17 protein-coding genes and 1 other RNA gene are annotated in these 23,508 nt (G+C 52.4%); 15 read left to right on the top strand and 3 right to left on the bottom strand.

Annotated features, from left to right (window positions below; genetic code table 11):
* Positions 1-420: 420 nt before the first annotated feature.
* Positions 421-2,865 (bottom strand): 5-methyltetrahydropteroyltriglutamate--homocysteine S-methyltransferase, encoded by a 2,445-nt coding sequence (gene metE, locus CBR65_RS06615; protein ID WP_087468948.1) that lies wholly within the window; start codon positions 2,863-2,865, stop codon positions 421-423.
* A gap of 191 nt (positions 2,866-3,056) precedes the next feature.
* Here metE and CBR65_RS06610 point away from each other — a divergent pair, with 191 nt between their 5' ends.
* Both CBR65_RS06610 and CBR65_RS22440 read left to right on the top strand, forming a co-directional pair.
* A complete protein-coding gene (locus CBR65_RS06610) occupies positions 3,057-3,974 on the top strand; it encodes a LysR family transcriptional regulator (RefSeq protein ID WP_087466130.1) in 918 nt (305 codons plus the stop codon).
* A gap of 240 nt (positions 3,975-4,214) precedes the next feature.
* A complete protein-coding gene (locus CBR65_RS22440; protein WP_087466129.1) occupies positions 4,215-6,206 on the top strand; it encodes a carbohydrate-binding protein in 1,992 nt (663 codons plus the stop codon).
* Positions 6,207-6,316: 110 nt separating this feature from the next.
* On the opposite strand, the gene ilvD is transcribed toward CBR65_RS22440, so the two are convergent.
* Positions 6,317-7,996: a dihydroxy-acid dehydratase gene (gene ilvD / locus CBR65_RS06600; RefSeq protein ID WP_087466128.1), complete on the bottom strand. Its 1,680-nt coding sequence runs from the start codon at positions 7,994-7,996 to the stop codon at positions 6,317-6,319.
* Positions 7,997-8,230: 234 nt separating this feature from the next.
* On the opposite strand from ilvD, the gene CBR65_RS06595 reads away from it, so the two are divergent.
* A complete protein-coding gene (locus tag CBR65_RS06595; RefSeq protein ID WP_198300885.1) occupies positions 8,231-9,505 on the top strand; it encodes an MHYT domain-containing protein in 1,275 nt (424 codons plus the stop codon).
* 148 nt (positions 9,506-9,653) lie between these two features.
* Here the strand turns inward: CBR65_RS06595 and tpx are convergent, their stop codons facing one another.
* On the bottom strand, positions 9,654-10,151 hold the full coding sequence (gene tpx, locus CBR65_RS06590) for a thiol peroxidase (RefSeq protein WP_087466127.1): 498 nt from the start codon (positions 10,149-10,151) through the stop codon (positions 9,654-9,656).
* A gap of 281 nt (positions 10,152-10,432) precedes the next feature.
* Between tpx and ffs the strand changes: the two genes are divergently transcribed.
* The 12 genes from ffs (at position 10,433) to hrpA (ending at position 23,501) form a co-directional block, all read left to right on the top strand.
* Positions 10,433-10,528, top strand: an RNA gene (gene ffs, locus CBR65_RS06585) — signal recognition particle sRNA small type.
* A 132-nt stretch (positions 10,529-10,660) separates the two neighbouring features.
* The gene (gene dnaX / locus CBR65_RS06580) at positions 10,661-12,694 is read left to right on the top strand and encodes a DNA polymerase III subunit gamma/tau (RefSeq protein ID WP_087466126.1); all 2,034 of its coding nucleotides are present in this window, start codon (positions 10,661-10,663) and stop codon (positions 12,692-12,694) included.
* A gap of 39 nt (positions 12,695-12,733) precedes the next feature.
* The gene (locus CBR65_RS06575; protein WP_087466125.1) at positions 12,734-13,054 is read left to right on the top strand and encodes a YbaB/EbfC family nucleoid-associated protein; all 321 of its coding nucleotides are present in this window, start codon (positions 12,734-12,736) and stop codon (positions 13,052-13,054) included.
* Between the two features lie 36 nt (positions 13,055-13,090).
* Positions 13,091-13,684 (top strand): recombination mediator RecR, encoded by a 594-nt coding sequence (gene recR / locus CBR65_RS06570; RefSeq protein WP_087466124.1) that lies wholly within the window; start codon positions 13,091-13,093, stop codon positions 13,682-13,684.
* Entirely contained in the window at positions 13,684-14,853 is a 1,170-nt protein-coding gene (gene rnd / locus CBR65_RS06565) for a ribonuclease D (protein ID WP_087466123.1), read from the top strand. The genes recR and rnd overlap by 1 nt, the downstream gene beginning before the upstream one ends.
* Positions 14,837-15,130, top strand: a complete 294-nt coding sequence (locus CBR65_RS06560) for a YcgL domain-containing protein (RefSeq protein WP_087466122.1) — start codon at positions 14,837-14,839, stop codon at positions 15,128-15,130. The genes rnd and CBR65_RS06560 overlap by 17 nt, the downstream gene beginning before the upstream one ends.
* 4 nt (positions 15,131-15,134) lie before the next feature.
* Positions 15,135-15,575: a YcgN family cysteine cluster protein gene (locus CBR65_RS06555; RefSeq protein WP_087466121.1), complete on the top strand. Its 441-nt coding sequence runs from the start codon at positions 15,135-15,137 to the stop codon at positions 15,573-15,575.
* Positions 15,576-15,593: 18 nt separating this feature from the next.
* Complete coding sequence (locus CBR65_RS06550; protein WP_087466120.1) at positions 15,594-16,028, top strand: hypothetical protein; 435 nt, start codon at positions 15,594-15,596, stop codon at positions 16,026-16,028.
* Between the two features lie 264 nt (positions 16,029-16,292).
* Complete coding sequence (locus CBR65_RS06545) at positions 16,293-18,326, top strand: vWA domain-containing protein (RefSeq protein ID WP_157671992.1); 2,034 nt, start codon at positions 16,293-16,295, stop codon at positions 18,324-18,326.
* A 44-nt stretch (positions 18,327-18,370) separates the two neighbouring features.
* Positions 18,371-18,832, top strand: coding sequence for a GNAT family N-acetyltransferase (locus CBR65_RS06540; RefSeq protein ID WP_087466118.1), 462 nt, complete (start codon positions 18,371-18,373; stop codon positions 18,830-18,832).
* Between the two features lie 144 nt (positions 18,833-18,976).
* Positions 18,977-19,444 (top strand): Dps family protein, encoded by a 468-nt coding sequence (locus CBR65_RS06535; protein WP_087466117.1) that lies wholly within the window; start codon positions 18,977-18,979, stop codon positions 19,442-19,444.
* A gap of 97 nt (positions 19,445-19,541) precedes the next feature.
* A complete protein-coding gene (gene hrpA, locus CBR65_RS06530) occupies positions 19,542-23,501 on the top strand; it encodes an ATP-dependent RNA helicase HrpA (RefSeq protein WP_087466116.1) in 3,960 nt (1,319 codons plus the stop codon).
* The last annotated feature ends 7 nt before the right edge of the window (positions 23,502-23,508 follow it).

The raw sequence follows: 23,508 nt of genomic DNA, 5'->3' as shown, positions 1-23,508 counted from the left end.
GGCCATGATATCACCTGCCGTGTACAGAGGGCAGTCAGAAGCGCTTATGAATAAACTAATCGCTATATCCGTCGAGTGGCTTAGTTTATTTGGATTCTAGTATGCAAGTTGGTTGCAGGGGTTGGAGAGAATGGCTAATATGGTGTTGTGGTTTTTGTGACAATAAGTGTTGCGTTTGAATATGTGCGCTGACCGATGTGTCACGTGTGCGTAATTCAGGAAGTTATTGTTGCTTACCCTGCCGGATGAGTCTGCATCCGGTGATTGTTCATGAAGCCTTTTGACAGCCCCTACTGTCATTTTTCAAGCGCTGGCTTGGGGCTCGGGGATTTCCCTGAGCCTTAGTCTTTTCCCAAAAAATGGCCTGATCCCACTGGTGAAATCAGGCCAATTGCATATCAAAAATACATCTTTTCCAAATTAAACGAGTTCTGCTGCCTTGTTATTTATCCGGGCTGTGGTGGCTTGGGATTTATCAGCATATTCTTCGCGCAATATAACGGCCGCTTCCACCATCCGTGCCAAGGCTGCCTCGGTTTCCGGCCAGCGGCGGGTTTTCAAACCACAATCGGGATTGACCCACAAGCGCTCCACCGGCAGTTCCCGCGCGGCGCGGCGCAGCAGGTTGACCATAGTGCTGACCTCCGGCACGTTGGGCGAGTGAATGTCATAAACACCCGGGCCAATGTCATTGGGGTATTTAAACTCCTCAAACGCTTGCAGCAATTCGCCATCGGAACGCGAGGTTTCAATGGTGATGACATCCGCGTCCAGGTCTGCAATAGCACCGATGATGTCATTGAATTCCGAGTAACACATGTGGGTGTGGATCTGGGTTTCGTCCTGCACGCCACTGGCACTGATACGAAACGCGTTTACCGCCCAATCCAGATAAGCCTGCCAATCTTTTTTGCGCAACGGCAAGCCTTCGCGAATGGCTGGTTCGTCAATTTGAATGACTTTGATACCAGCGGATTCCAGATCAACCACTTCATCGCGTAGAGCCAATGCAATTTGTAAGGCGGTGGTTGCGCGTGGTTGATCATCGCGCACAAATGACCAGAAGAGCATGGTGATCGGGCCGGTGAGCATGCCTTTTACCGGCTTTTGACTGAGCGATTGTGCGTAACGCGCCCAACTGGTGGTGATCGGTTGCGGACGGGACACATCACCAAAAATAATCGGCGGTTTCACACAGCGTGAACCATAACTCTGTACCCAGCCGTATTGGGTAAACGCATAGCCATCAAGGTTTTCACCAAAATATTCCACCATGTCGTTGCGCTCGGCTTCACCGTGCACCAACACATCGATACCTAATTTTTCCTGGCGGGCGATGGCATCGGCAATTTCCTGGCGAATCCGATTTTGATATTCGGTCTCATTGATCACGCCTTGTTTAAAGTCGCGGCGGGTTTGACGAATATGATCCGTCTGGGGAAAGGAGCCAATGGTTGTTGTTGGAAATAAGGGCAAATTCAACAATGCCTGTTGTTGTTTGATCCGTGTTGCAAATCCATTTTTCCGTTCACTGTCTTGCGGTGTTACCGCGTGCAAGCGGGCCTGCACAGCAGGATTGTGAATTAACGGCGACGTGCAACGTGCTTGTGCGGCAGCCTTACTGCTGGACAAGGCTTCTTGCGCAAGCGCATCGAAAGGGCGCGTTAACAGTGTTTTCAAGGCGACAACTTCGCCAACTTTTTGCTTGGCAAAAGCCAACCAGGTTTTTAATTCAGGATTCAGTTTTTCTTCGCGTTCCAGATCAACGGGTGAGTGCAACAACGAACAGGAAGGTGCAACCCACAAACGCTCGCCGAGACGTTCTTGCGCGACCTGCAACACCTGTAAGGATTTATCGAGGTCATTGCGCCAGATATTCCGGCCATCCACGACACCAATCGACAATATTTTATGCGCTGACAAACGATCCACAACCGCAAGCACTTGCTCCGGTGCGCGTACCGCATCGATATGCAAACCGGCGACCGGTAAGTTCACCGCCGTAGAAAGATTTTCGCCGAGCGAGCCAAAATAGGTCGCCAGCAAAAATTTCAATTGTTTGTGTTGCAGACGGTGGTAAACCCCTTCAAACGCCTGTTGCCATTTGGCCGGCAGGTCCAGTACCAGAATCGGTTCATCGATCTGCACCCAGGTCGCGCCCACATCAGCCAGGGCTTGCAGTAATTGCTCGTACGCCGGCAACAGGTTTTGCAGCAAATCAAAACGGTCAAACGCCTGACCTTTTTCTTTACCCAACCACAGGTAGCTCAGCGGTCCGAGGATAACGGGTTTGACGGCGTAACCGGCTGCGATGGCTTCAGCCGTTTCATCAATGATCTGGCGCCAGCTCAGGCTGAAGGTTTGGCCCAGGTGAAATTCCGGTACCAGGTAGTGATAGTTGGTATCAAACCATTTGGTCATGTCAGAGGCGGTGGTCGCCTGACCTGTCGGTGCCCGACCGCGTGCTACGCGGAAAAGCGTGTCGAGATCCACATCTGTGCAGGGTGTTTCCGGTGTGGTGTGATTGGCAGTGGTGTGGCCATGGGTGCAGCAGGCTTCGTCATCACGTGCTTGTCCAGCCGCCGTAGTTGGGGCGTTTTTGCGATGACGCACCGGGATATTGCCGAGCGTGGCGGACAGCGTCAGCACCTGGTCATACCAGGCGAAATCACCGGTGGGAATCAAATCCAGACCGGCATCGGCCTGCAATTTCCAATGTGCCAGCCGCAGTTCACGGCCTACCGCTTCCAGCTCCGCTTGGGGAAGGTCGCCGCGCCAGTAGGCTTCCAGTGCTTTCTTTAATTCACGGTCCGCGCCGATACGCGGAAAGCCCAGGTTATGGGCGACAACAGGGGATTCTGACATGTGGATCTGCCTCTTTTTTATCCAATTTACGATGGCAGGCATTGTCCGTAAGTTATTAACTTGAATCAAACTGATAATTTTCAGTTTTAACATGAATAGAATTTATAGTAATCTCCTGTCAATCGTAAAACCCTGGGTCGAATTAGCCGCACCGCGGCCTAATCCGACCAGTACCATGACACGAGGTTGATATGATCGAAATTCGCCACCTGAAAACCCTGATAGCCCTGCGCGAAACCGGCAGCCTGGTGGAAGCGGCAGAGCGTTTGTTTTTAACCCAATCAGCCTTATCCCATCAGCTCAAAGAGCTGGAAAACCGCTTGGACTGTGAATTGTTTGTCCGCAAAAGCCGCCCCCTGCGTTTTACCGAAGCGGGCAAACGGTTGTTGCAATTGGCTGATGACGTGCTCGCCAAAGTCAGTGAGGCTGAGCGTGATGTACAAAAATTATTGCACGGCGAAGCAGGGCGTCTGTACATGGCTATCGAATGTCACAGTTGTTTTAACTGGTTGATGCCGACGGTTGATCTATATCGCAATCAATGGCCCGCTATTGAACTGGATTTTTCCGGCGGGTTTATGTTTGAACCACTGCCGGCCCTCGCGCAGGGCGAGGTAGATCTGGTGATTACCTCGGACCCGCAACCCATCAAAGGCGTTGAGTATGTGGCCTTGTTCAGCTACGAGATGCAGATTGCTATTGCCAATCAACATCCGCTGCATGCCAAACGTTTTTTGCAGCCGGAAGACCTCGCGGATCAAACCGTCATTACTTATCCCGTCGAACGCAGTCGTCTGGATATCTTTAAATATTTTCTCGATCCCGCTGGCGTCGCGCCCGCAGGCGTGCGCACATCGGAATTAACCTTGATGATGGTGCAATTGGTTGCCAGTGGACGTGGTGTTTGTGCCTTACCCAATTGGGTATTGGCAGAATATGTGAACCAGGCATTGATCAGCGTGCGCTCCGCCGGGGAACAAGGCGTGTGGCCGACATTGTATGCGGCGGTGCGCGAGGAACAATTATCCGCGCCTTTTGTGCAGGATTTTTTGAAACTGGCTAAAGCACATTGCCTGAAAAATCTCTCTGGTGTGAAGCAGGTCGCATAAGTTTCGCTAACGCCGCTCGGTTAAACCCATCTTTACTTTTTTACTCCGCAAAAACGGCCTGTTTATTCCTCTTAAACCTCCGTCCGTCTGTTTACCGGTGGAGGTTCGTTGTTATTTGAACTCAGTCCTGCCCGGCAACAATATTCTGATTATGCTGGCGGCAGGACCCTGGTCGCTATCGGTCAGCGATCAAGTACATAAGGAGATGGCTTCTAAAAACATCTTCAAAGGATTTTCATAATGAATTTTAAAAAATTATATCGGCAATTATTACTCTGTGGTGCAGCCCTGGCGGTGCCGCTATCGACTCAAGTGTTTGCCCAGGAAATTCCACCGGAAACCTGGCAAGAGCATTGGTTCGAGCACAACCAGTTAGTCACGCGAGTTTATTACGACGATGACGTGGCGGTTTATTACGATAACGATGTTGATCGCAATATCACCTGGATGAATCGCTTTGCCGGTGATGTCTGGCGTTACACCAAAGAGACCTACGGCGATTTTGGCGGGCAGGAACGTTTGTACGCGATCTTCCACGCCGGTAAATATGGCGGCGGTCACCCATCGACCTGGTGGGATGCGCATCACGATTACCGCAATGTGATCGATATCGGCCAGGCTGGAGATTGGCACAGTGAAAGTGGCTGGAATATCGATGTCATCGCGCATGAGATTGCACACATTGTCGAGTTGGGTTCCAAAGGCGTGCATGGCTCGCCGGCCTTTGGCCTATGGAAGGATAGCAAGTGGGCTGAAATTTTTAACTACGATGTGTTTCTCAACCTCGGCATGACCAGTGTTGCCAACAGCACCTACAACGATTTGATGGACAATGTCGATAATTTCCCCCGTGCCGGCACCTACTGGTTTCGCGATTGGTTTTATCCCATCTATTCGCAGTACGGCGGTAATCAGGTATTGAATCGTTACTTTGAATTGCTGGCGCAACACTTTCCTAAAAACGGCGATAATTATTCGCGCGCGATGAACTGGGGTGAATTCGTGCACTTCTGGAGCGGTGCTGCGGGTGTTGATTTGAAACCACTGGCGACCGAGGCATTTGGATGGCCCGCAGAATGGGAAACGCAATACACCAAAGCAAAAGCGGATTTTAAATTCAATACGGTGCAACCCGTCACCGGACCCCTGACGATTTATGAGCATTGTGACTTTGGTGGTTATGCGGTGGGCATTGCCACGGGCAATCACGCACTTGGCCAATTGCAATCGGTCGGCTTTGTGAATGATCAGATGTCATCGTTCAGACTATTGCCGGGTTATCAGGTGAAATTTTTTAAAGATAATAATTTCGCCGGTCAGGTTCATACCGCGACTGCGACCGATACCTGCCTCGCTGACAATGGCTTTAATGACAATATTTCCTCCCTACAATTAAAACCCTTCGGTGATGCTGGATTAGCCGGCCGCTTTTTCCTTAAAAATCGCAGTAGCGGTCTGTACCTGGATGTGAACAACGGCAATCCCGCCAACGGCACCAATGTGCAACAGTGGTATTACAACGGCACGCAAAGTCAGCAGTTTGAATTTGTTCATCAGGGTGATGGCGTTTATGCCATTCGCAACGTAAGAACAGGCAAGGCTCTGGACATCAACGGTGTGAGCAATGGTAACGGTGCGAATCTGCATATTTGGGATTATGTTGGCGGCGCACATCAGAAATTTATTGCCTACAAGGTCGGCCAGTATCATCAGCTAATCGTCACCCACAGCAGCAAAAGCCTCAAGGTTGACGGTGACAGCGCATCCGCTGGTGCGAATGTTCACCAGTGGCAAAACGATAACCAGCAGTCATCACACTGGGAATTAATTCCGGTGCAGGGCGGCGGTTTTACGCTGACGAAACAAGCGGAAGGTTATTCCACTATGACAGGCGTCGGACTGGAAACTACAACGGATACCGGCGGTGGGCAAAATGTGGGTTGGATTGATACCGGCGATTGGATGGCCTTCAACAGTATCAATATTCCGGTTGCAGGAAATTATCTGGTTGAATACCGCGTTGCCAGTCCGGTGGCGACGGGGCGCCTATCGCTCGATCTCAACGGCGGTACAACCTTGCTCGGTGAAGTCACGATTCCTAACACGGGTGGCTGGCAAAATTGGACGACGGCTTCCCATTCGGTGCAACTCCCGGCAGGGACGTTTAACGTGGGAATTTTTGCGGCGGCGGGTAATTGGAATATCAACTGGTTTCGCATTACCGCGCAATAACAATAATGTCTAGTTGAACGGATTTATAAACAGTGTCGTTGTTGACCCCGGTTGTTTTTTGTAAAAACCGGGGTCAATTTTTACTGTGGTAAAAATTTTCCAGGATACTGCTAACCATCACCCGTCGTCGCCCCTTCATTTGCCGGCCGCGCCAGCCGCGCAAACTTGGCCAGTACACCACGGGTATAACGTGGCTCAGGGTGTTTCCACTCCGCACGTCGTGCCGCCAGTTCTTCATCACTCACATGCAAATGCAAACTCAGGGTATCTGCGTCAATGGTGATGAGGTCGCCTTCATGAACCAATGCAATGGTTCCACCAGCAAAGGCTTCCGGCGCAACATGCCCGACCACCATGCCCCAGGTGCCGCCGGAAAAACGGCCATCGGTCAACAAACCCACGCTATCGCCCAGGCCTTTACCAATTAACGCTGATGTTGGTGCGAGCATCTCTGGCATGCCCGGCCCGCCTTTGGGACCCAGGTAGCGCAATACCAGTACATCGCCAGCACGAATCTGGTCGTTGAGGATGGCATCCATCGCGCTGTCTTCATCGTTAAAAACCCGCGCGGGGCCGGTAATTTTGGGACTCTTCAGGCCGGTAATCTTGGCTACTGCGCCGTCCACGGCGAGGTTGCCTTTGAGAATGGCCAAGTGTCCATGGGCATAGATGGGCGCCGAGACGGGGTAGATCACGCGCGGCATATCTATTTGTGTATCTGGCAGCGACTGCAGTTCTTCCCCCAGCGTGCGGCCCGTAATGGTCAGACAATCGCCAAATAACAAGCCCACCTCAAGCAAGGCTTTCAATACTCGTGGTACGCCACCCACCTGATGTAAATCCACCGCCAGATATTGACCGGAGGGTTTCAGGTCGCACAACACGGGGACTTTTTGACGCACCCGCTCAAAATCATCCAGCGTCCACTCCACTTCGGCGGCTCGTGCGATGGCGAGGAAATGCAGCACAGCATTGGTGGAACCGCCCACCGCCATGATCAGCGCCACCGCATTTTCGATCGACTCCCGGGTAATGATGTCGCGTGGTTTGATGTCGCGTTTGATGGCCTCCAGCAACACCCGGCCGGATTCAGCGGCGCTGGTCACCTTCTCGGCATTCGTGTTGGCCATAGTGGAAGAACCCAGCAGCGATAAACCCAGGGCTTCGAAGGCTGCGCTCATGGTGTTTGCCGTGTACATCCCCCCGCAGGACCCGCTGGACGGACAGGCGTTGCGCTCGATCGCTTCAAACTCCACGGCATCAATGCGGTTGGCGGTGTAGGCACCCACCGCTTCAAATACCGACACGATATTCAAATCCTGCCCCTGCCAATGGCCCGGTTTGATCGTCCCGCCATACACGTAAATGCTCGGCACATTGGTGCGCGCCATGGCGATCATGCCGCCGGGCATATTCTTATCGCAGCCGCCGATCACCAACACACCGTCCATCCATTGGCCCTGCACGCAGGTTTCGATGCAGTCAGCAATCACTTCGCGGGAAATCAGCGAATACTTCATGCCTTCCGTTCCCATGGACATGCCGTCAGAGATCGTGGGCGTTCCGAAGACCTGTGGATTTCCCCCGGCTTCTGCGATAGCTGCCACAGCGGCATCAGCCAGTTTTTGCAAACCCGAATTGCACGGCGTAATCGTCGAATGGCCATTGGCTACCCCGACCATGGGTTTCTCAAAATCCGCTTTCTCGTAACCCATGGCGTAATACATAGCGCGATTAGGCGCGCGGGCGACGCCCTGGGTAATGTGTTGCGACCGTTTATTGTGAGGCATGGGACTCTCCTTGATGAATGGGGCCAGACGTTCGTTGATGGTAAGCCTTGTGCGTAAAACCTGTGACACCAATCTGCGCCGTTTTCATGCGATGTGAAAAGCCGGGGGGATATATCCAGCGGGTAAATCTTTATTAACGGAATGATCTATCGGGGAGGTTGGCGCGTAAATTAGTTTTTCGTTTCCCCTCATTCCATCTTTTCTACAAGAATTACCCAACCATAGAGGTCTTCCATGTCTGGCTCCTACAACTGGATTCTGGTGTTCGCATCCTACTGTGTGGCGGTTATTGCTGCCTACACCGCCATTTATTTCGGCACTCGCCTGTTCGATCTTTCCGGTACTGCACGTAAATTCTGGCTCGCTGCCGGCGCTTTGTGTCTCGGTACCGGTATCTGGTCCATGCACTTTGTCGGCATGAGTGCCTATACCATGCCGGGCCACGCGCATATGTCGTTCAGCGCCTGGTTGACCCTGGCGTCATGGATACCCGCGGTCCTCGCCTCGGCTTTAGCCCTATATGTCATTACGCTGCCGACCGTCGCCTGGCGCAGCATCGCGGCCAGTGCATTGATCATGGGGGCTGGCATCTTCGCCATGCATTACGGCGGCATGTATGCGATGCAGATGCATCCTGCGATCCAATATGACACAGCGCTGGTGATTCTGTCCGGGATCATCGCGGTGGTAGCTTCGGGCGCGGCGCTGGTCATTTGTCGCAAGGTGCGCGATGTCCCGCCCACCTATGCATTCGCCGTGAAACTCACCGCCGCCCTGGTGATGGGCGCCGCTATCTGCGGGATGCATTACACTGGCATGGCTGCTGCCAGTTACCCCAGCGGTGCCGTTACGGCGGAGGCCAACAGCTTGCGTGGCGATTGGATGGGTATCCCCACCGCCATAGCGGCCAGCATTTTTTTGCTGCTGGCGTTATACATGGCATACCGGGATCTCCGCGAAGCGGAACGCGTCCGCACGGCGATGCGTGAACGTCAACAAGCCGTCCATCAGGCGGCGTTTTATGACCGGGTGACCGGTTTGGCTAACCGTAATTTTCTGGAAGCGCGGGTTTTAGAGAAGCTGACAGTAAGGGACACCGACAACGCACCGGAACCTTTCGGCCTCTGGTATGTTGAGTTCACGGATTATCGTGACTTGCTCCAAAGCTACGGTGAGGAAAATGTTCAATCCCTGGTTCGACATCTTGCTCATACATTGCAGGAGCAATTGCGCGATGCAGAATTGATCGTGCGGTACAGCAACAACAGTTTTATGGTCATAGTGCCGCCAATGAATACCGACACCCGGGTGGAGCGATTGCGTCAATTGATGAAGGTGTTAGGTCGAAGCCAAACGAGCGATGGTAAATCGATGGTGTATCCGTGGGGATGGGGATTCAGCGAATATCCCGTCTCCGGCACCAACAGTCGCAATCTTATTCGCGCCGCACAAAAGATTCGCAAACAGGTGGGAGACAACGCGCGCGGGCAGGCACTGCAACCGGCATAAAATCCATGTGATATCGGGGTTTTATTACTGGGATTAAGTTGCTGGAGTTTTAAATTTCAGTGACATTCAATTTCAGAGGTTTAGCAATATTTGGCGGCGGGCATTTTCAATACCTGCCGCCAAATTTGCGAAAGGGGAAAGGCAAAAATTACGCTAACGCTTTCAGTGCCGCCTCGTAGTTTGGCTCATGGGCGACTTCGCTGACTAACTCGGTATGCAAGACTTTTCCGTCGGTATCAACCACAACCACGGCCCGCGCCGTTAACCCGGCCAAGGGACCATCAACCAGTTTTACACCGTAATCGCTGGCAAAGTTGGAGCGAAATGCTGACGCAGGAATAACTTTGTCCAGACCTTCAGCACCGCAAAAACGGGCCAGTGCAAACGGCAGGTCTTGTGATGCGCAAACCACAACCGTGTTGTCCAGCTTGCTTGCTTCAGCATTGAAGGTGCGCACAGACGTCGCACAGGTGGGAGTATCGACGCTGGGGAAAATATTCAGTACAACACGCTTGCCTTTCAAATCCTCCAGGGCAACTTCGGACAAATCAGTTTTCACCAATTTGAACGTGGGGGCCTGGCTACCGCTGGCGGGCAAATTGCCATTGGTGTTAAAGGGATTTCCTTTGAGGGTCACTGTTGCCATAGGGTCTAACTCCTGTTGTAGGGAAAAATTGACGGCTGACATTTTCAGCGCAAGCCTAGTTGAATGCGGCCAAAAAAGGAAATAACAAGTTGTTGAACGACCCGTTAACCACAAATATGGCGTATGTTTACTAATTTCCCGGTTGCGATGGATTTACCCGCGATGTGGTTGTGCATCCGCAGTCTTATTCCAAAGCGCCTTGCAATGACCTGCCAAACTGCGGATAATGCGCGCCTCTTGCAACCTGGCCCACGCCTGGATGCAAGCTGCAATGGTGACCTCTCCGGTCCCCTCGCAATAATGACCTGTAAACCCCGCCAGGCCCGGAAGGGAGCAACGGTAGCAGTTAGTTATGTGCCGGGGTGTGGCTGGTTAGGTCGCCACCCATCTTTCCTCCCGTTTCTTTCGCTGTCCTTGTCCAACTTATTTCCCTTTTCCTCCTTTATGTCTATTTCCGTCGCTGGCCGCTATAATCCCCGGCACGTTTTTCCCCGGAGAGTAGCCGTCGCATGAGTTATCAAGTCCTGGCCCGTAAATGGCGTCCTCGCATCTTCCGTGAGATGGTGGGGCAGGAGCACGTGTTGCAGGCATTGATCAATGCGCTGGATCACAACCGTTTACACCATGCTTATCTGTTTACCGGTACCCGTGGGGTAGGTAAGACGACTATCGCGCGGATTCTGGCGAAATGCCTGAATTGCGAGACTGGCGTCAGTTCAGAACCTTGCGGCCAATGCGCGTCCTGTCGTGAGATTGCCGAAGGCCGTTTTGTAGATCTGATCGAAGTGGATGCCGCCTCGCGCACCAAGGTGGAAGATACCCGTGAATTGCTGGAGAACGTGCAGTACGCGCCGACCCGCGGTCGCTATAAGGTTTACCTGATCGACGAAGTTCACATGCTGTCCAACAGCAGCTTCAATGCGCTGCTCAAGACCCTGGAAGAGCCACCACCCCACGTCAAATTCCTGCTGGCGACCACCGACCCGCAAAAGCTGCCGATGACAATTCTGTCGCGCTGTTTGCAGTTCAACCTCAAAAACATGAATCCAGAGCGGATTGTTCAACACTTGAAGTTTGTGTTGGAAAAAGAGCTGGTGCCATTTGAGGAGTCTGCCTTGTGGCAACTGGGTCGGTCTGCTGATGGCAGCATGCGCGATGCCATGAGCCTGACTGACCAGGCGATTGCCTACGGCTCCGGCAAGATTACCGAAGCGGAAGTGCGGGCGATGCTCGGCACGATTGATCAGGGCGCTGTATATGAGATCGTGGATGCGTTGACTTCACTTGATGGTCGGGCGGTGTTGGCGGCGGTAGAGCGTATGTCCGAACATGCGCCTGATTACGCCAGTGCCCTGGCAGAAATGTTGTCGGTGTTACACCGGGTGGCCATTGCCCAGGCATTACCGGAAGCGGTGGATAACAGTTACGGCGACCGCGAGCGCATCATGGCGCTTGCGCAAAGGCTGCCACCGGAAGATGTGCAATTGTTTTACCAGACGGCGTTGCTGGGCCGCCGCGACTTACCGCTGGCACCGGACCCCCGCGCCGGTTTTGAGATGGTCCTGTTGCGGATGCTGGCGTTCAAGCCCCAGGGCGTTCTCGAAATACCGACCAATAGCCTGCCAGCGGCCAGCCGTGCACCGGCTTCGCCGGTTGCAGTCTCATCAACATCGCCTGCCGAGTCGTCGCAAAGCAATTCTGTTTCGGCGCCGGAGACAACGCCGGAGAAACTCCCAACGTCAGTCTCAGCCGACGAACCAAAACAGGAAACTTCGCCCCCCAACCAACCAGCGTCTGCGCAGGCGCCGGCTCACCAAGTGCCAGTGCAGCAAGCGCCGCCCGTCCAGGAAGCCGCAAAACAAACACCGCCGCCTTTTGATGGCCCCTACGACGATGCCGATGCGGGAGCTGCTGCTGACTACGCGGAATACCTGCAATCGCCAGTTGAATATCCTGAGCAAGAGGATTTATCACCAAAAAAGCCTGAGGCGGCACCCGCGCCGCCAGTCAGTGCGCCGCCACCGGTTGTTGAGCCTGTTCAGGAGCCTAAACCCACGGTAATTGCACCAACGGCGCCCGTACAACGGACGCCTGTGCAAGAGGCTCCAGCACATAAAGTGCCTGAAAAGGCGCCTGTACCAAAAATCCCATTGGATCAGGCCGGGCCGGAAACCTGGCCACAGATTTACCTCGGATTGGGCGTAACCGGCATTTTGCAAAGCACGGCGGCCAACTGTCAGATGGTAGAGCGCCAGGGCACCCAATTTACATTTGTTCTGGATAACGCCAACAGCACGCTATACGACGAAGGGCATCAGCAACGCTTGGCTGACCTGTTGAGCGATTACTTTATTGAACGGGTCAAGGTGGTGATCCAACAAGGTCAGGTTACGACGGAGACGCCCGCCGCCATTGCAATCCGTCATCGCCAGGAGCGCCAGGCTGATGCGGTTGCATCCATCAAGAGCGACCCCATTGTCCAACAGTTGATCGAACACTTTGGCGCAACCCTGCGTGAAGATTCCATTACGCCAGTGGGTTGATGCCGACAGCGCTATTTAAATGACAGCAGAGGTGGTGTTATGAAAGGTTTGGGTGACTTGATGAAACAAGCCCAGGAGATGCAAGGCAAGATGCAGCGGATGCAGGAAGAGCTGGCCAGCGCCGAAGTGAAAGGTGAGGCTGGTGCTGGCCTGGTGACAGTGGTTATGACCGGACGCCATGACGTCAAGCGCGTCGCGATTGATGACAGCCTGCTGAGCGAAGACAAGGAAATGCTGGAGGATCTATTGGCCGCTGCAGTTAACGATGCGGTGCGCAAGGTCGAAGCCCATAGCCGTGAACACATGCAAAAGATGACTGCCGGCATGGGTATCCCGCCGGATTTCAAGATGCCGTTTTAAGGCCCTGGCCTGCGACTCGTAACGCGAGATTGATCCATGTTCAGCCCCTTAATTGATGAATTGATGTCCTCGCTGCGCTGCCTGCCCGGCGTCGGCCCTAAATCAGCGCAGCGGATGGCCTTGCATTTGCTGGAGCGCGACCGTGAAGGTGCCGAACGCCTGGCGCACAGTCTGCATAAGGCTGTGGAAGGTGTAGGGCGCTGTCAGCGCTGTCGTACCCTGACGGAACAAACCCTGTGCGGCATTTGCAGCAATACCCGCCGCGAAACCGGTTTGCTCTGCGTAGTGGAAACGCCGGCAGATGTGCTGGCTATCGAGCAGGCGGGCAGTTATCAGGGCAAATATTTTGTGTTGCTGGGGCATTTGTCGCCTATCGATGGCATCGGCCCTGAAGATATCGGCGTGGATCAGTTGATCCAACTATTGCAAAGCGAACCTATCAAGGAAGTCATCCTGGCGACCAACCCTACGGTAGAGGGCGAGGCCACCGCGTTTTATATCAGCGAGCGCGCCAAAAAGCTGGGGGTGGTGGTATCGCGCATCGCCCACGGCGTTCCCTTGGGTGGTGAGTTGGAGTTTATTGATGGCGGCACGCTCGCCCACGCTTTTTCAAGTCGAAGACACGTTTAATGTTGATTCCCACCGAACCCATCTGGATCGATCAGGATACCGAGCTGGCCCGCTTGTGCGCCCAATGGCGGCAACAGGCCGCTATCGCGATTGATACCGAATTTATGCGCAGCAGTACCTTTTATCCTATCGCCGGTTTGATCCAGGTCGGTGACGGGAAAGGTTGTTATCTGATTGACCCGATCGCGATCAAAGACTTTGCACCCTTGTGTGAGCTCTTTCTGGATGAGGCGGTCACCAAGGTATTGCATTCCTGCTCCGAAGATCTGGAAGTATTTCGCCGCCTGCTCGGCATAGTGCCGTCGCCGTTATTTGATACGCAGGTTGCTGCTGCCTTTGCGGGCTATGGTTTTTCTATTGGTTATGCGGGGTTGGTCAAGGCGGTACTCAATACCGATATTCCCAAAGAAGAAACCCGGTCCGATTGGTTGCAGCGTCCTTTAAGTACTGCTCAACTGAAGTATGCGGCTCTCGATGTGGCGCACATGCTGATTGTCTACGGCAAACTCTTGCAAGACCTGAAAACCACCCAGCGTTTGCAATGGGTCAAAGATGATTGTGCGGAGCTGGTCACTGCCGCACGGGCAGCGGAGGATTTCAATGAGGCCTACCAAAAGGTGGGTTTTGCCTGGAAGCTGCGCCCGCAGGAACTGGCGATATTAAAAGCGCTGAGCATCTGGCGGGAAACGGAAGCGCGCATGCGCGATATTCCGCGCAATCGCTTGATCAAGGAGCCGGCATTATGGGAGATGGCGCGCAAGCAGCCTCAGGATATGGCGGCACTGCAACGCATTCCGGATATCCCTCACCGTACCCTGCAACACGACGGAGAAACCCTGCTGCAATTGATCCGCCAGACATTGCAGCTGAATGCTGATGCCTGGCCAGCGCGGCTCGATCCGCCCCTGGCGCAGAAGGAAGGGCCCTTGCTGAAACGCCTGAAAAACCATGTGCGCGAACAGGCAGAGCAATTGAATTTGCCGCCGGAAATTTTGCTGCGCAAAAAAGAATACGAAGCCATCATTCGCTCCGGCATGAAAGGCGGTACCTACGTGTTGCCAGCACGCCTGCTCGGCTGGCGCCATGGGGTGATCGGTGAAAGTTTATTGCGGCTAGCCCAAGAGCCGATTGTGCCCACCAGTGAGCCAAACCATGAAAGTGATCAGTGAAATTTACCGCAGCCCCAAAGAAGAGGGGATGTACCTGTACGTCAATAAAGACGAGGGGCTTAGCCGTGTCCCGGAAGCACTGTTGCAGCGTTTCGGCAAACCGCAGCAAGCGATGGTGCTGGTGTTGACGCCAGAGAAAAAACTGGCCCGGGCCGCCGTGGAAAAAGTCATCGAAAGCCTGCAAACCCAGGGGTATTATCTGCAACTGCCGCCGCTGTCCGACGTGACCGATGAGATGCGTCTGATGCGTGGGCACAACAGTAAGTTATCGGGCTGAGGTTATGGCAGCACAAGTCTTCTGGCGTGCAAAAACCTTGCAAGAAATGACCCCGGTTGAATGGGAGTCGTTGTGCGACGGTTGTGGCAAATGCTGCCTCCATAAGTTGGAAGATGAAGATACCGGCGATGTGTTCTACACCAGCGTGGCCTGCGAGTATCTGGATCATGAGCGGTGCCAGTGTAAAGCCTACGATCATCGCCAGATGTTAGTGCCGGGTTGCGTGGTGCTGACACCGGATTCAGTGAAAGACACCTACTGGTTGCCAGACACCTGTGCCTACCGGTTAATTGATGAGGGCCTGCCGCTATTTGACTGGCACCCGCTAGTCTCGGGTGACCCGCAGAGTGTGCACAAAGCGGGGATGTCCGTCGCAGGAAAGGTGGTAGCGGAATCTGCTGTCGCCGAAGAAGATCTTGAAGATTATGTTATTCGCTGGGTTTAACCCGCAGAGGAGTCGCTTGTGGATGGTTATGGGTTAGCGTGGACGATTTACGGTGTGGGCGCAGTGGGTTGTGCGGCGGCAGCCTGGTTATTGTTCCGCCGTTTCGGGCGCGAGTGGGCGCTTTTTTTCTTTGTTTCGGTATTGGCCCTGTTGCTCACGCCTTATGCCGTGGATGCCGAGCAGATGCTGATGGCTCCCGCTATTTTCTTTATTGTGTTTGAAGGCCTTACTGACGGCCTGGATGCGGTGATGCCCATCATTATGGTGGTATCCGGCGTCTGGCTGGCAGGGTTGATCGTTTCCCTGTTGGTGCAATTGGCTTTACGCCGCTTCTTCGCGGGTTCAGGGCATAAACCGGTGACGACACCCGGTTACCGCGAGCCCGAACCGGAAGATGGCCAGTATGTTGATGATCAGACCGATGGCGATATTCCCCTGCGGGCTGAACGTTAGTTGATGCCGAGCCGGTGGTGCACCATCACCGGCAAGCCTGCTTTTCCTCTGTCTCGTTCCCCCTTTCTTTGGTTCGACGAACTGCGAATCTCGCCGTTAAAGATTGCGAATCACGTCGTGACTGCTATAACTAAGCTGATATCCCCGGTTCGCCGAGTGTTTCGCAACACGGGCTGTTCTCCGCAACAGACGACTTTTAATGCCGCCTCGGGGCCATATGCTTTAGGTAATACTGAAGTCCGTTCAGATAAAAACAGGCCCAACATGCGCTTTCTTCCCCGCTTAGCTTTTATGTTGTTGACGATTGCCAGTATTCACTCGGCTGCCCAATCCAAGGATTTGCCCCAACCTTTGCCTGCCGATGTGCGCCTACTGATTGATATATCCGGCAGCATGAAAAAAACCGATCCGCAGAATTTGCGCAAGCCAGCGATGGAGTTGCTGGTGCAACTTATGCCCGAGGGCAGCCAGGCGGGTATCTGGACGTTCGGGCAATCAGTCAACATGCTGGTGCCGCATCGCCCGGTTGATGATGACTGGATCAAGACAGCGGCGAGCAAGTCCGCCGGTATTACGTCTGTAGCACTCTATACCAACATCGGCGAAGCCCTTGAGCAGAGTAGCTATGATCGTGAGAAGCTGACTGGGGACCGTGAAAAACTGTCTGAACGTTATCGCAATAACATTATCCTGTTGACCGACGGGGTCGTGGATATCAGCCTCGATGCCGACAGTAATCAGCGGGAACGGTCGCGCATCCTCAATGAACTTTTACCGGCGTTAAAGTCAGCGGGATATATTATTCATACCATTGCCTTGTCCGACGCAGCGGACCAGGAATTGATGCAGGCGCTTTCCTTGAGTACTGATGGCGTCTTTGCCGTAGCCGACACCGCTGATGAGTTGATGACGACATTTTTGCGGATTTTTGACCAGGCTGTTCCCGCAGAACGTTTGCCGCTGGAGGGCAATAAATTTCTGGTGGATGACAGTGTCAAGGAATTCACCGTGCTGACATTTCGTAAAGCCGATGCAGCACCGACGGTGCTGATCTCGCCGGAAGGTACTTCCTATACGTCGACAAATGCGGAAGACCAGGTTAACTGGTTCAGCACGGATAATTATGACCTGGTGACTGTGCAGCAACCTGCACCGGGAGAATGGCAACTTAAAGCCGACATTGATCCCGATAATCGAGTCACGGTGGTCAGTGATCTTCAATTACAGGTTGCGCCGCTGATAAACAATCTATTGGTCGGCCAATCGCTGGATTTACAATTTTTCTTTCAGGAAGAAAAACAACGCATAACCAGCGCAGAGTTTCTCGGATTGTTGACGATGCATGCGCAAATCAAGCGTCATCACGACGAACAACAATGGCAAATTCCTCTGGGTAAACGCCATCCCCCCATTGATGGTGTCTACCAACAATCTTTGGCGACTTTTGATGAGGCAGGTGAATATACCGTTCGTGTTGTGATTGATGGAAAAACATTTCAGCGGGAATTTAAACATCATGTCTCGGTGATCTCACCCTTTAACGTAACACTGGAAAAAGTGATCGAGGATCAGCGTCTGCATTATCTGGTAAACGTGGCGCCCGACGCCCAGTTGGTGGATATCGCCAACACCCGCATTGATGCAAATATTAAAAATGCTGCCGGAACCAGCGAGTCGCAACCCTTATCTATCAACGATCAACAACAATGGCAGCTGCGCGTAACGCCGACAGTGGAATCCAGTTACAGTATTGAGTTGACGGTATCGGGTAAACGCAACAATGGTGCGGAATTTAAGGAAGTTTTACCGATACAATATTTTGTTTATCCGCAAGGGGATGATCCTATCAATCCTCTATCTGTTGCTGAAGATCCACCGGCTACGCCGGAACCGCAACCAGAGGTGGTGGAAGAACCAGAAGCGGAAACGCAAGACGAGCCGCAGCCTGAACCTGTAGTAGCAACTGATGGTGTGAGTAAATGGGTACTTTATTCGGGCGTTGTATTGGCTAACCTGTTGGTATTCGGTCTGGCATTTTTTGCCTATCGCATGATCGTCAGCAGTAAAGCAACTGAAGAGTTGGATGAGTTGGAACAAACACCGGATAAGCCCGTCTCGTCCAATGAAAAGTTGGCCATGCAGGAAGTGGGTCAAACGCCTCTGGGTATAGATGTTTCAGCGGATGATCCTGCTGCACACATTCCTATCGACGATACCGGCACCAGTAATAATGATGATGTATTTTTGGACCTCGGGGATCTGGAGGATAATCCCGGCGATACAGATAAGGATAAATAACCTGTTGCTCTTACCTCACGACGCTGAATAGTTGTTCTTCCCGTATGCTTGAACATTATCGGTTGGAAAAACCTCTGCCAGTGCAATATCCACTGGTCAATCGTTTTTATAAACACTGTGGTTATCAGATTCACTGCGGACGCCTGGAACAGGTGTATACATTGCGTGAGATGCCGTCATCAGAGTTACATGCAGCGGTAAGATTTCTGCCACAACAGGATTACTGGTTGATGCGCAACCTGTGTGTTGTACCGCACCGTCGGCGTGGCGGTCTAGCGCGTTTACTATTAAAGCAAACCCTGCAATTGTCCTTACAGTCTGCTGAGCATCCGGGCTGCTATTGTTTTTCATTAGGACCGCTGCAAGATTTTTATCAGTCTCTGGGTTTTCAAGCGATGTTGCCAGAACAAACTCCCGCGTCTATTGCTGAAAGCTATCGGCGCTATAGCCAACATCAACCGGATTTGGTACTGATGGCTTTACCGGGAAGGTTGAATTTCTCCTGATAAGCCCCATAGACTAATCACACCGTTATTTTGTAGTAATATTTTTGCAGTAAATTTTCGCAGTAATAAGCAGTATTAAATAACCGCTTAATAATGACACACGTCATTTAACCTGATTCACCATGATTTAAAAAGGAGTCTGCCATGAAGATTGATATTGGTATCAACCAAAGTGACCGGGAAGATATTGCCGAGGGTTTATCCAGACTGTTGGCTGACACCTACACACTTTATTTAAAAACACACAACTTCCATTGGAATGTTACCGGCCCGATGTTTCAAACCCTGCATTTGATGTTTGAAACCCAGTACACCGAATTGGCATTGGCGGTTGATGCCATTGCAGAGCGGATTCGGTCTATCGGTTTCCCCGCCCCTGGGACTTACAAAAAATATGTCGAACTCAGTTCCATTAAAGAAGATGAGGGAATTCCCAAAGCAGAGGACATGATCCGTCTGTTGGTAGAGGGCCAGGAAGCCGTGGTGCGCACGGCACGTTCGCTTTTCCCGGTGGTAGAAAAAGCCAATGACGAAGCGACCGCAGACCTGCTGACCCAGCGCATTCAGTTACACGAGAAAACAGCCTGGATGTTGCGCAGTTTGCTTGAATAACGTCAAACTCTGCGATTAGTTCTCTCATGAAGCCCGGCCAATTGGTCGGGCTTCTTTATTTGTTATCATAGCGGCCATTCGAATGAGGTCGGTTTTTATGACAGTTGAGTGGTCAGATTTAAAACAATACCTGGATGGTGTGATGACGCGTGACAGTCATCGTCTGGGGCGTCGTTTGCAGGATATTGAAAAGCTTGCACGTGCTGAAAAAGATTACCTGTCCCCATTACAAAAATGGGAACAGCAGGTATTGGCCTCGCATACACTCGTCAAGCAGCGCGAGCAATCTGCCGCCGCGCCGATCAACTTTCCCGATCTGCCGGTATGTGAAAAACGTGACGATATTGCTGCCCTGATTGCCGCAAATCAGGTGGTGGTATTGGCCGGTGAAACGGGTTCCGGTAAAACGACCCAAATTCCCAAGATTTGTTTGGCCCTCGGTCGTGGTGTTAAAGGCATGATCGGGCACACCCAACCGCGACGTATTGCTGCGCATACGGTTGCCTCTCGTATTGCAGAGGAATTGCAATCCCGCTTGGGCGAAAAGGTCGGCTACCAGGTCAGGTTCAGTGACCAGTCCAACGATCAGACGCTGATCAAGGTAATGACCGACGGCATTTTGCTGGCGGAGATTCAGCACGATCGTTTTCTGTCCCGCTACGACACTCTGATAATTGACGAGGCGCACGAGCGGAGTCTCAATATCGATTTTCTTCTGGGTTACCTCAAACAGTTATTGCCGCGTCGTCCGGATCTGAAAGTCATCATTACCTCAGCGACCATTGATGTGCAGCGTTTTGCCAAACACTTTAACGATGCGCCGGTAATTGAAGTGTCCGGACGCACCTACCCAGTGGATGTCTGGTATCGCCCACCTTTCAGCACAACGAATGAAGAAGGCGAGGGCAACGAACGGGATGACGACCAATACCAGCAGATCATTGACAGTATTCGCGAAATCGAACAACACGAAAAACAACAGGGCAAGCGCGGCGGCGACATTCTGGTGTTTATGAGTGGCGAGCGCGATATCCGTGAAGCGGCCAACGCTATTCGCAAAGCGCAGTTTCCCCATTTTGAGGTCATTCCGTTTTACGCGCGCCTGAGTCTTGCCGAGCAACAAAAAGTCTTTGCACCACACACCGGGCGACGCGTAGTGTTGGCTACTAACGTGGCGGAAACCTCCATCACCGTGCCGGGAATTCGCTATGTCATTGATCCGGGTTTTGCCCGGATCAGTCGTTACAGTTATCGCACCAAGGTTCAGCGGTTACCCATTGAGCCTATCTCCCAAGCCAGTGCCAATCAGCGCAAAGGTCGTTGCGGGCGCGTCAGCGAAGGTATTTGTATTCGCTTATACAGTGAAGAGGATTTTCTGTCGCGGCCTGAATTTACCGATGCAGAAATTCTGCGCACGAATCTCGCCGCGGTTATTTTGCAGATGTTGCAATTGCGTATGGGTGATATTCACAAATTTCCGTTTATCGACAGCCCGGATCACCGTCTGATCAGTGATGGCTTTAAATTACTGGAAGAACTTCAGGCCGTCGATACCAAAAATCAGCTCACGCCGATCGGCCAGCAATTAACGCAGTTGCCTGTCGATCCGCGCTTCGGACGTATGCTGATTGCGGCACAGTCATTCAGTTGTGTGCGGGAGGTGCTGATAATTATCAGCGCCTTATCGGTACAAGATCCGCGCGAACGCCCGGCAGAAAAACAACAAGCTGCGGATCAATCGCATCGCCGTTTCTGGGTCGAGCATTCAGACTTCCTCGCTTACGTTAGTTTGTGGGATTATTTTGAGGAGTTGCGACAAAGTTTATCTCAGAATCAATTGCGCAAGCAGAGCAAAAAAGAGTTTCTTTCCTATTTACGGTTGCGCGAATGGCGAGACATTCACCACCAATTGCGCCTGACATTAAAACCACTGAACCTGAAAGAAAATACTGAACCGGCAAATTTCGAAGCAGTGCATCGTGGACTGCTGACCGGTTTGTTAGGTAACTTGGGTTTTAACAGTGAGGATCGTGAATATGCCGGTGCACGGAACCGCAAGTTTGCGATCTTTCCGGGTTCCTCACTCGCTCGCAAAACGCCCAAATGGATAATGGCCGCTGAGTTACTGGAAACCTCTCGCCTTTACGCCCATACCGCAGCCAAAATTGAGCCTGAATGGGCACTCGGTGCGGCGGAACATTTGGTGAAACGGCAATATTTTGAACCCCACTACGACAGCCGTAGCGGGCAGGTGATGGCTTACGAAAAAGTCAGCCTGTATGGGCTGGTGTTGATTGAAAAACGCAGCGTCAGTTACAGCCGGATAGATGCTGCACAGTGTCGCGAGGTATTTATTCGTGCGGCGCTGGTCGAGGGGCAATATAACGATCACCCGAGGCGTCGGCAGTTACAGCGCCATAAACCACTGGACGATTTCTTTTCGCATCAACAGGCGTTGTTGAAGGAATTGGATGATCTGGAATCCAAAGCGCGGCGTCGGGACATTCTTGCCGATGAGCAAGTGCTATTTGATTTCTATGATGAGCGTCTGCCTCAACACGTTATTAACTTTGCCGGTTTTGAATCCTGGCGCAAAAAAGTGGAGCAGGATAACCCGCGTCTGTTGTATATCGATCGTGAGCGCTTGATGCGGCACAGCGCGGGTGAAGTGACCGAAGCGCAATTTCCCAATGAGCTGGAGTGGCGCGGTATGGTATTTCCCGTTACATACCATTTTGAGCCGGGCCATCAGGACGATGGTGTCAGTTTACATGTGCCGGTCAGTGTGTTGCACCAGGTGCCGGAGCATCGTCTCGAATGGTTGGTGCCGGGCATGTTGCGCGATAAATGCATCAATCTTGTAAAGAGTTTACCCAAGCCGTTACGCAAACATTTTGTGCCGGTGCCCGATGTTGTAGATAAGGCACTGGCGGCAATGGCACCGGATAATAAACCGCTGACCGACGCATTAGCGCTGCAATTGAAACGTCAAACCGCAATAGATATTCCAGCTGACGCCTGGCAGCCGGAGCAGCTGGATAACTTTTACCGCTTTAATATCAAGGTGATGGACGATCGCGGTAAATGCATAACGAGTGAGCGGGATCTTGCGAGCTTGCGCGAGCGTTATCGCGAACAAGTCCAACAAAATATCCAATCGGCGGCAACCGCTATTGAGCGCGACAACATCCTGACCTGGGACTTTGATGAATTGCCGCAAAGCGTACAGTTGCAGCGTGTGGGGATCAGTATTCGGGCGTATCCAGCAGTGATCGACAAACACCAATCTGTGGCGCTGCAAGTACTCGACAACCCGCAACAAGCCCGTCATTTGACCCAGCGTGGTCTTTCCCGTTTGTATGTGTTGGAAACTGTGCAGACGGTTAAATATTTACAAAAGGAATTATTGAAAGGGCAGGAGTTGGCTTTGTCGGTGGCGGGTATTGGTCATCGCGATCAAGTGGTTGATGACATCCTGATGGCCACCTTTTGTCAACTGTGTGTACCGGATCAACAGGATCTGCCGCGTAACCGGCAAGCCTTTGATGATCGATTGAGCCCTGTGCGTGAGCAACTGATCAGCCATGCGCAGGAAAGTGCTGTAACCCTGGTGACCAGTTTAAAACTGCTGGTTGAGGTGCGTAAGCAGTTGAAACAGCATAAAAATGCCCTGGCGTTAGCCTTTACCTTAAGTGATATCCACCAACAACTACAGCAGTTGTTCTACCCCGGTCTGGTCTACAACACCCCGCGCGAATGGCTGGAACAATATCCGCGTTACTTGCGTGCCATTCTGGCACGTCTGGAAAAAGCGCTACTGAATCCTCAAAAGGATCGCATAGCTATCGCAGAAATTCAGGCAGCCTGGCAACGGTTGAATGACTTCCTTGCAAAGGAAGGGGAGTTCCAGTTGGCGCAAAAATCTTCACTACAGACTTATCGATGGTGGATTGAGGAATTGCGGGTTTCACTGTTCGCCCAGACGCTCAAGACGCAGGTTCCTATCTCAAGCAAACGACTGGACAAGCAATGGCAGTTGGTCCTTGAGCAGCATTAACAAAATT

This window comes from Cellvibrio sp. PSBB006 (assembly GCF_002162135.1).
GTDB lineage: Bacteria > Pseudomonadota > Gammaproteobacteria > Pseudomonadales > Cellvibrionaceae > Cellvibrio.
This window is presented reverse-complemented; position numbering and strand designations above follow the sequence as displayed.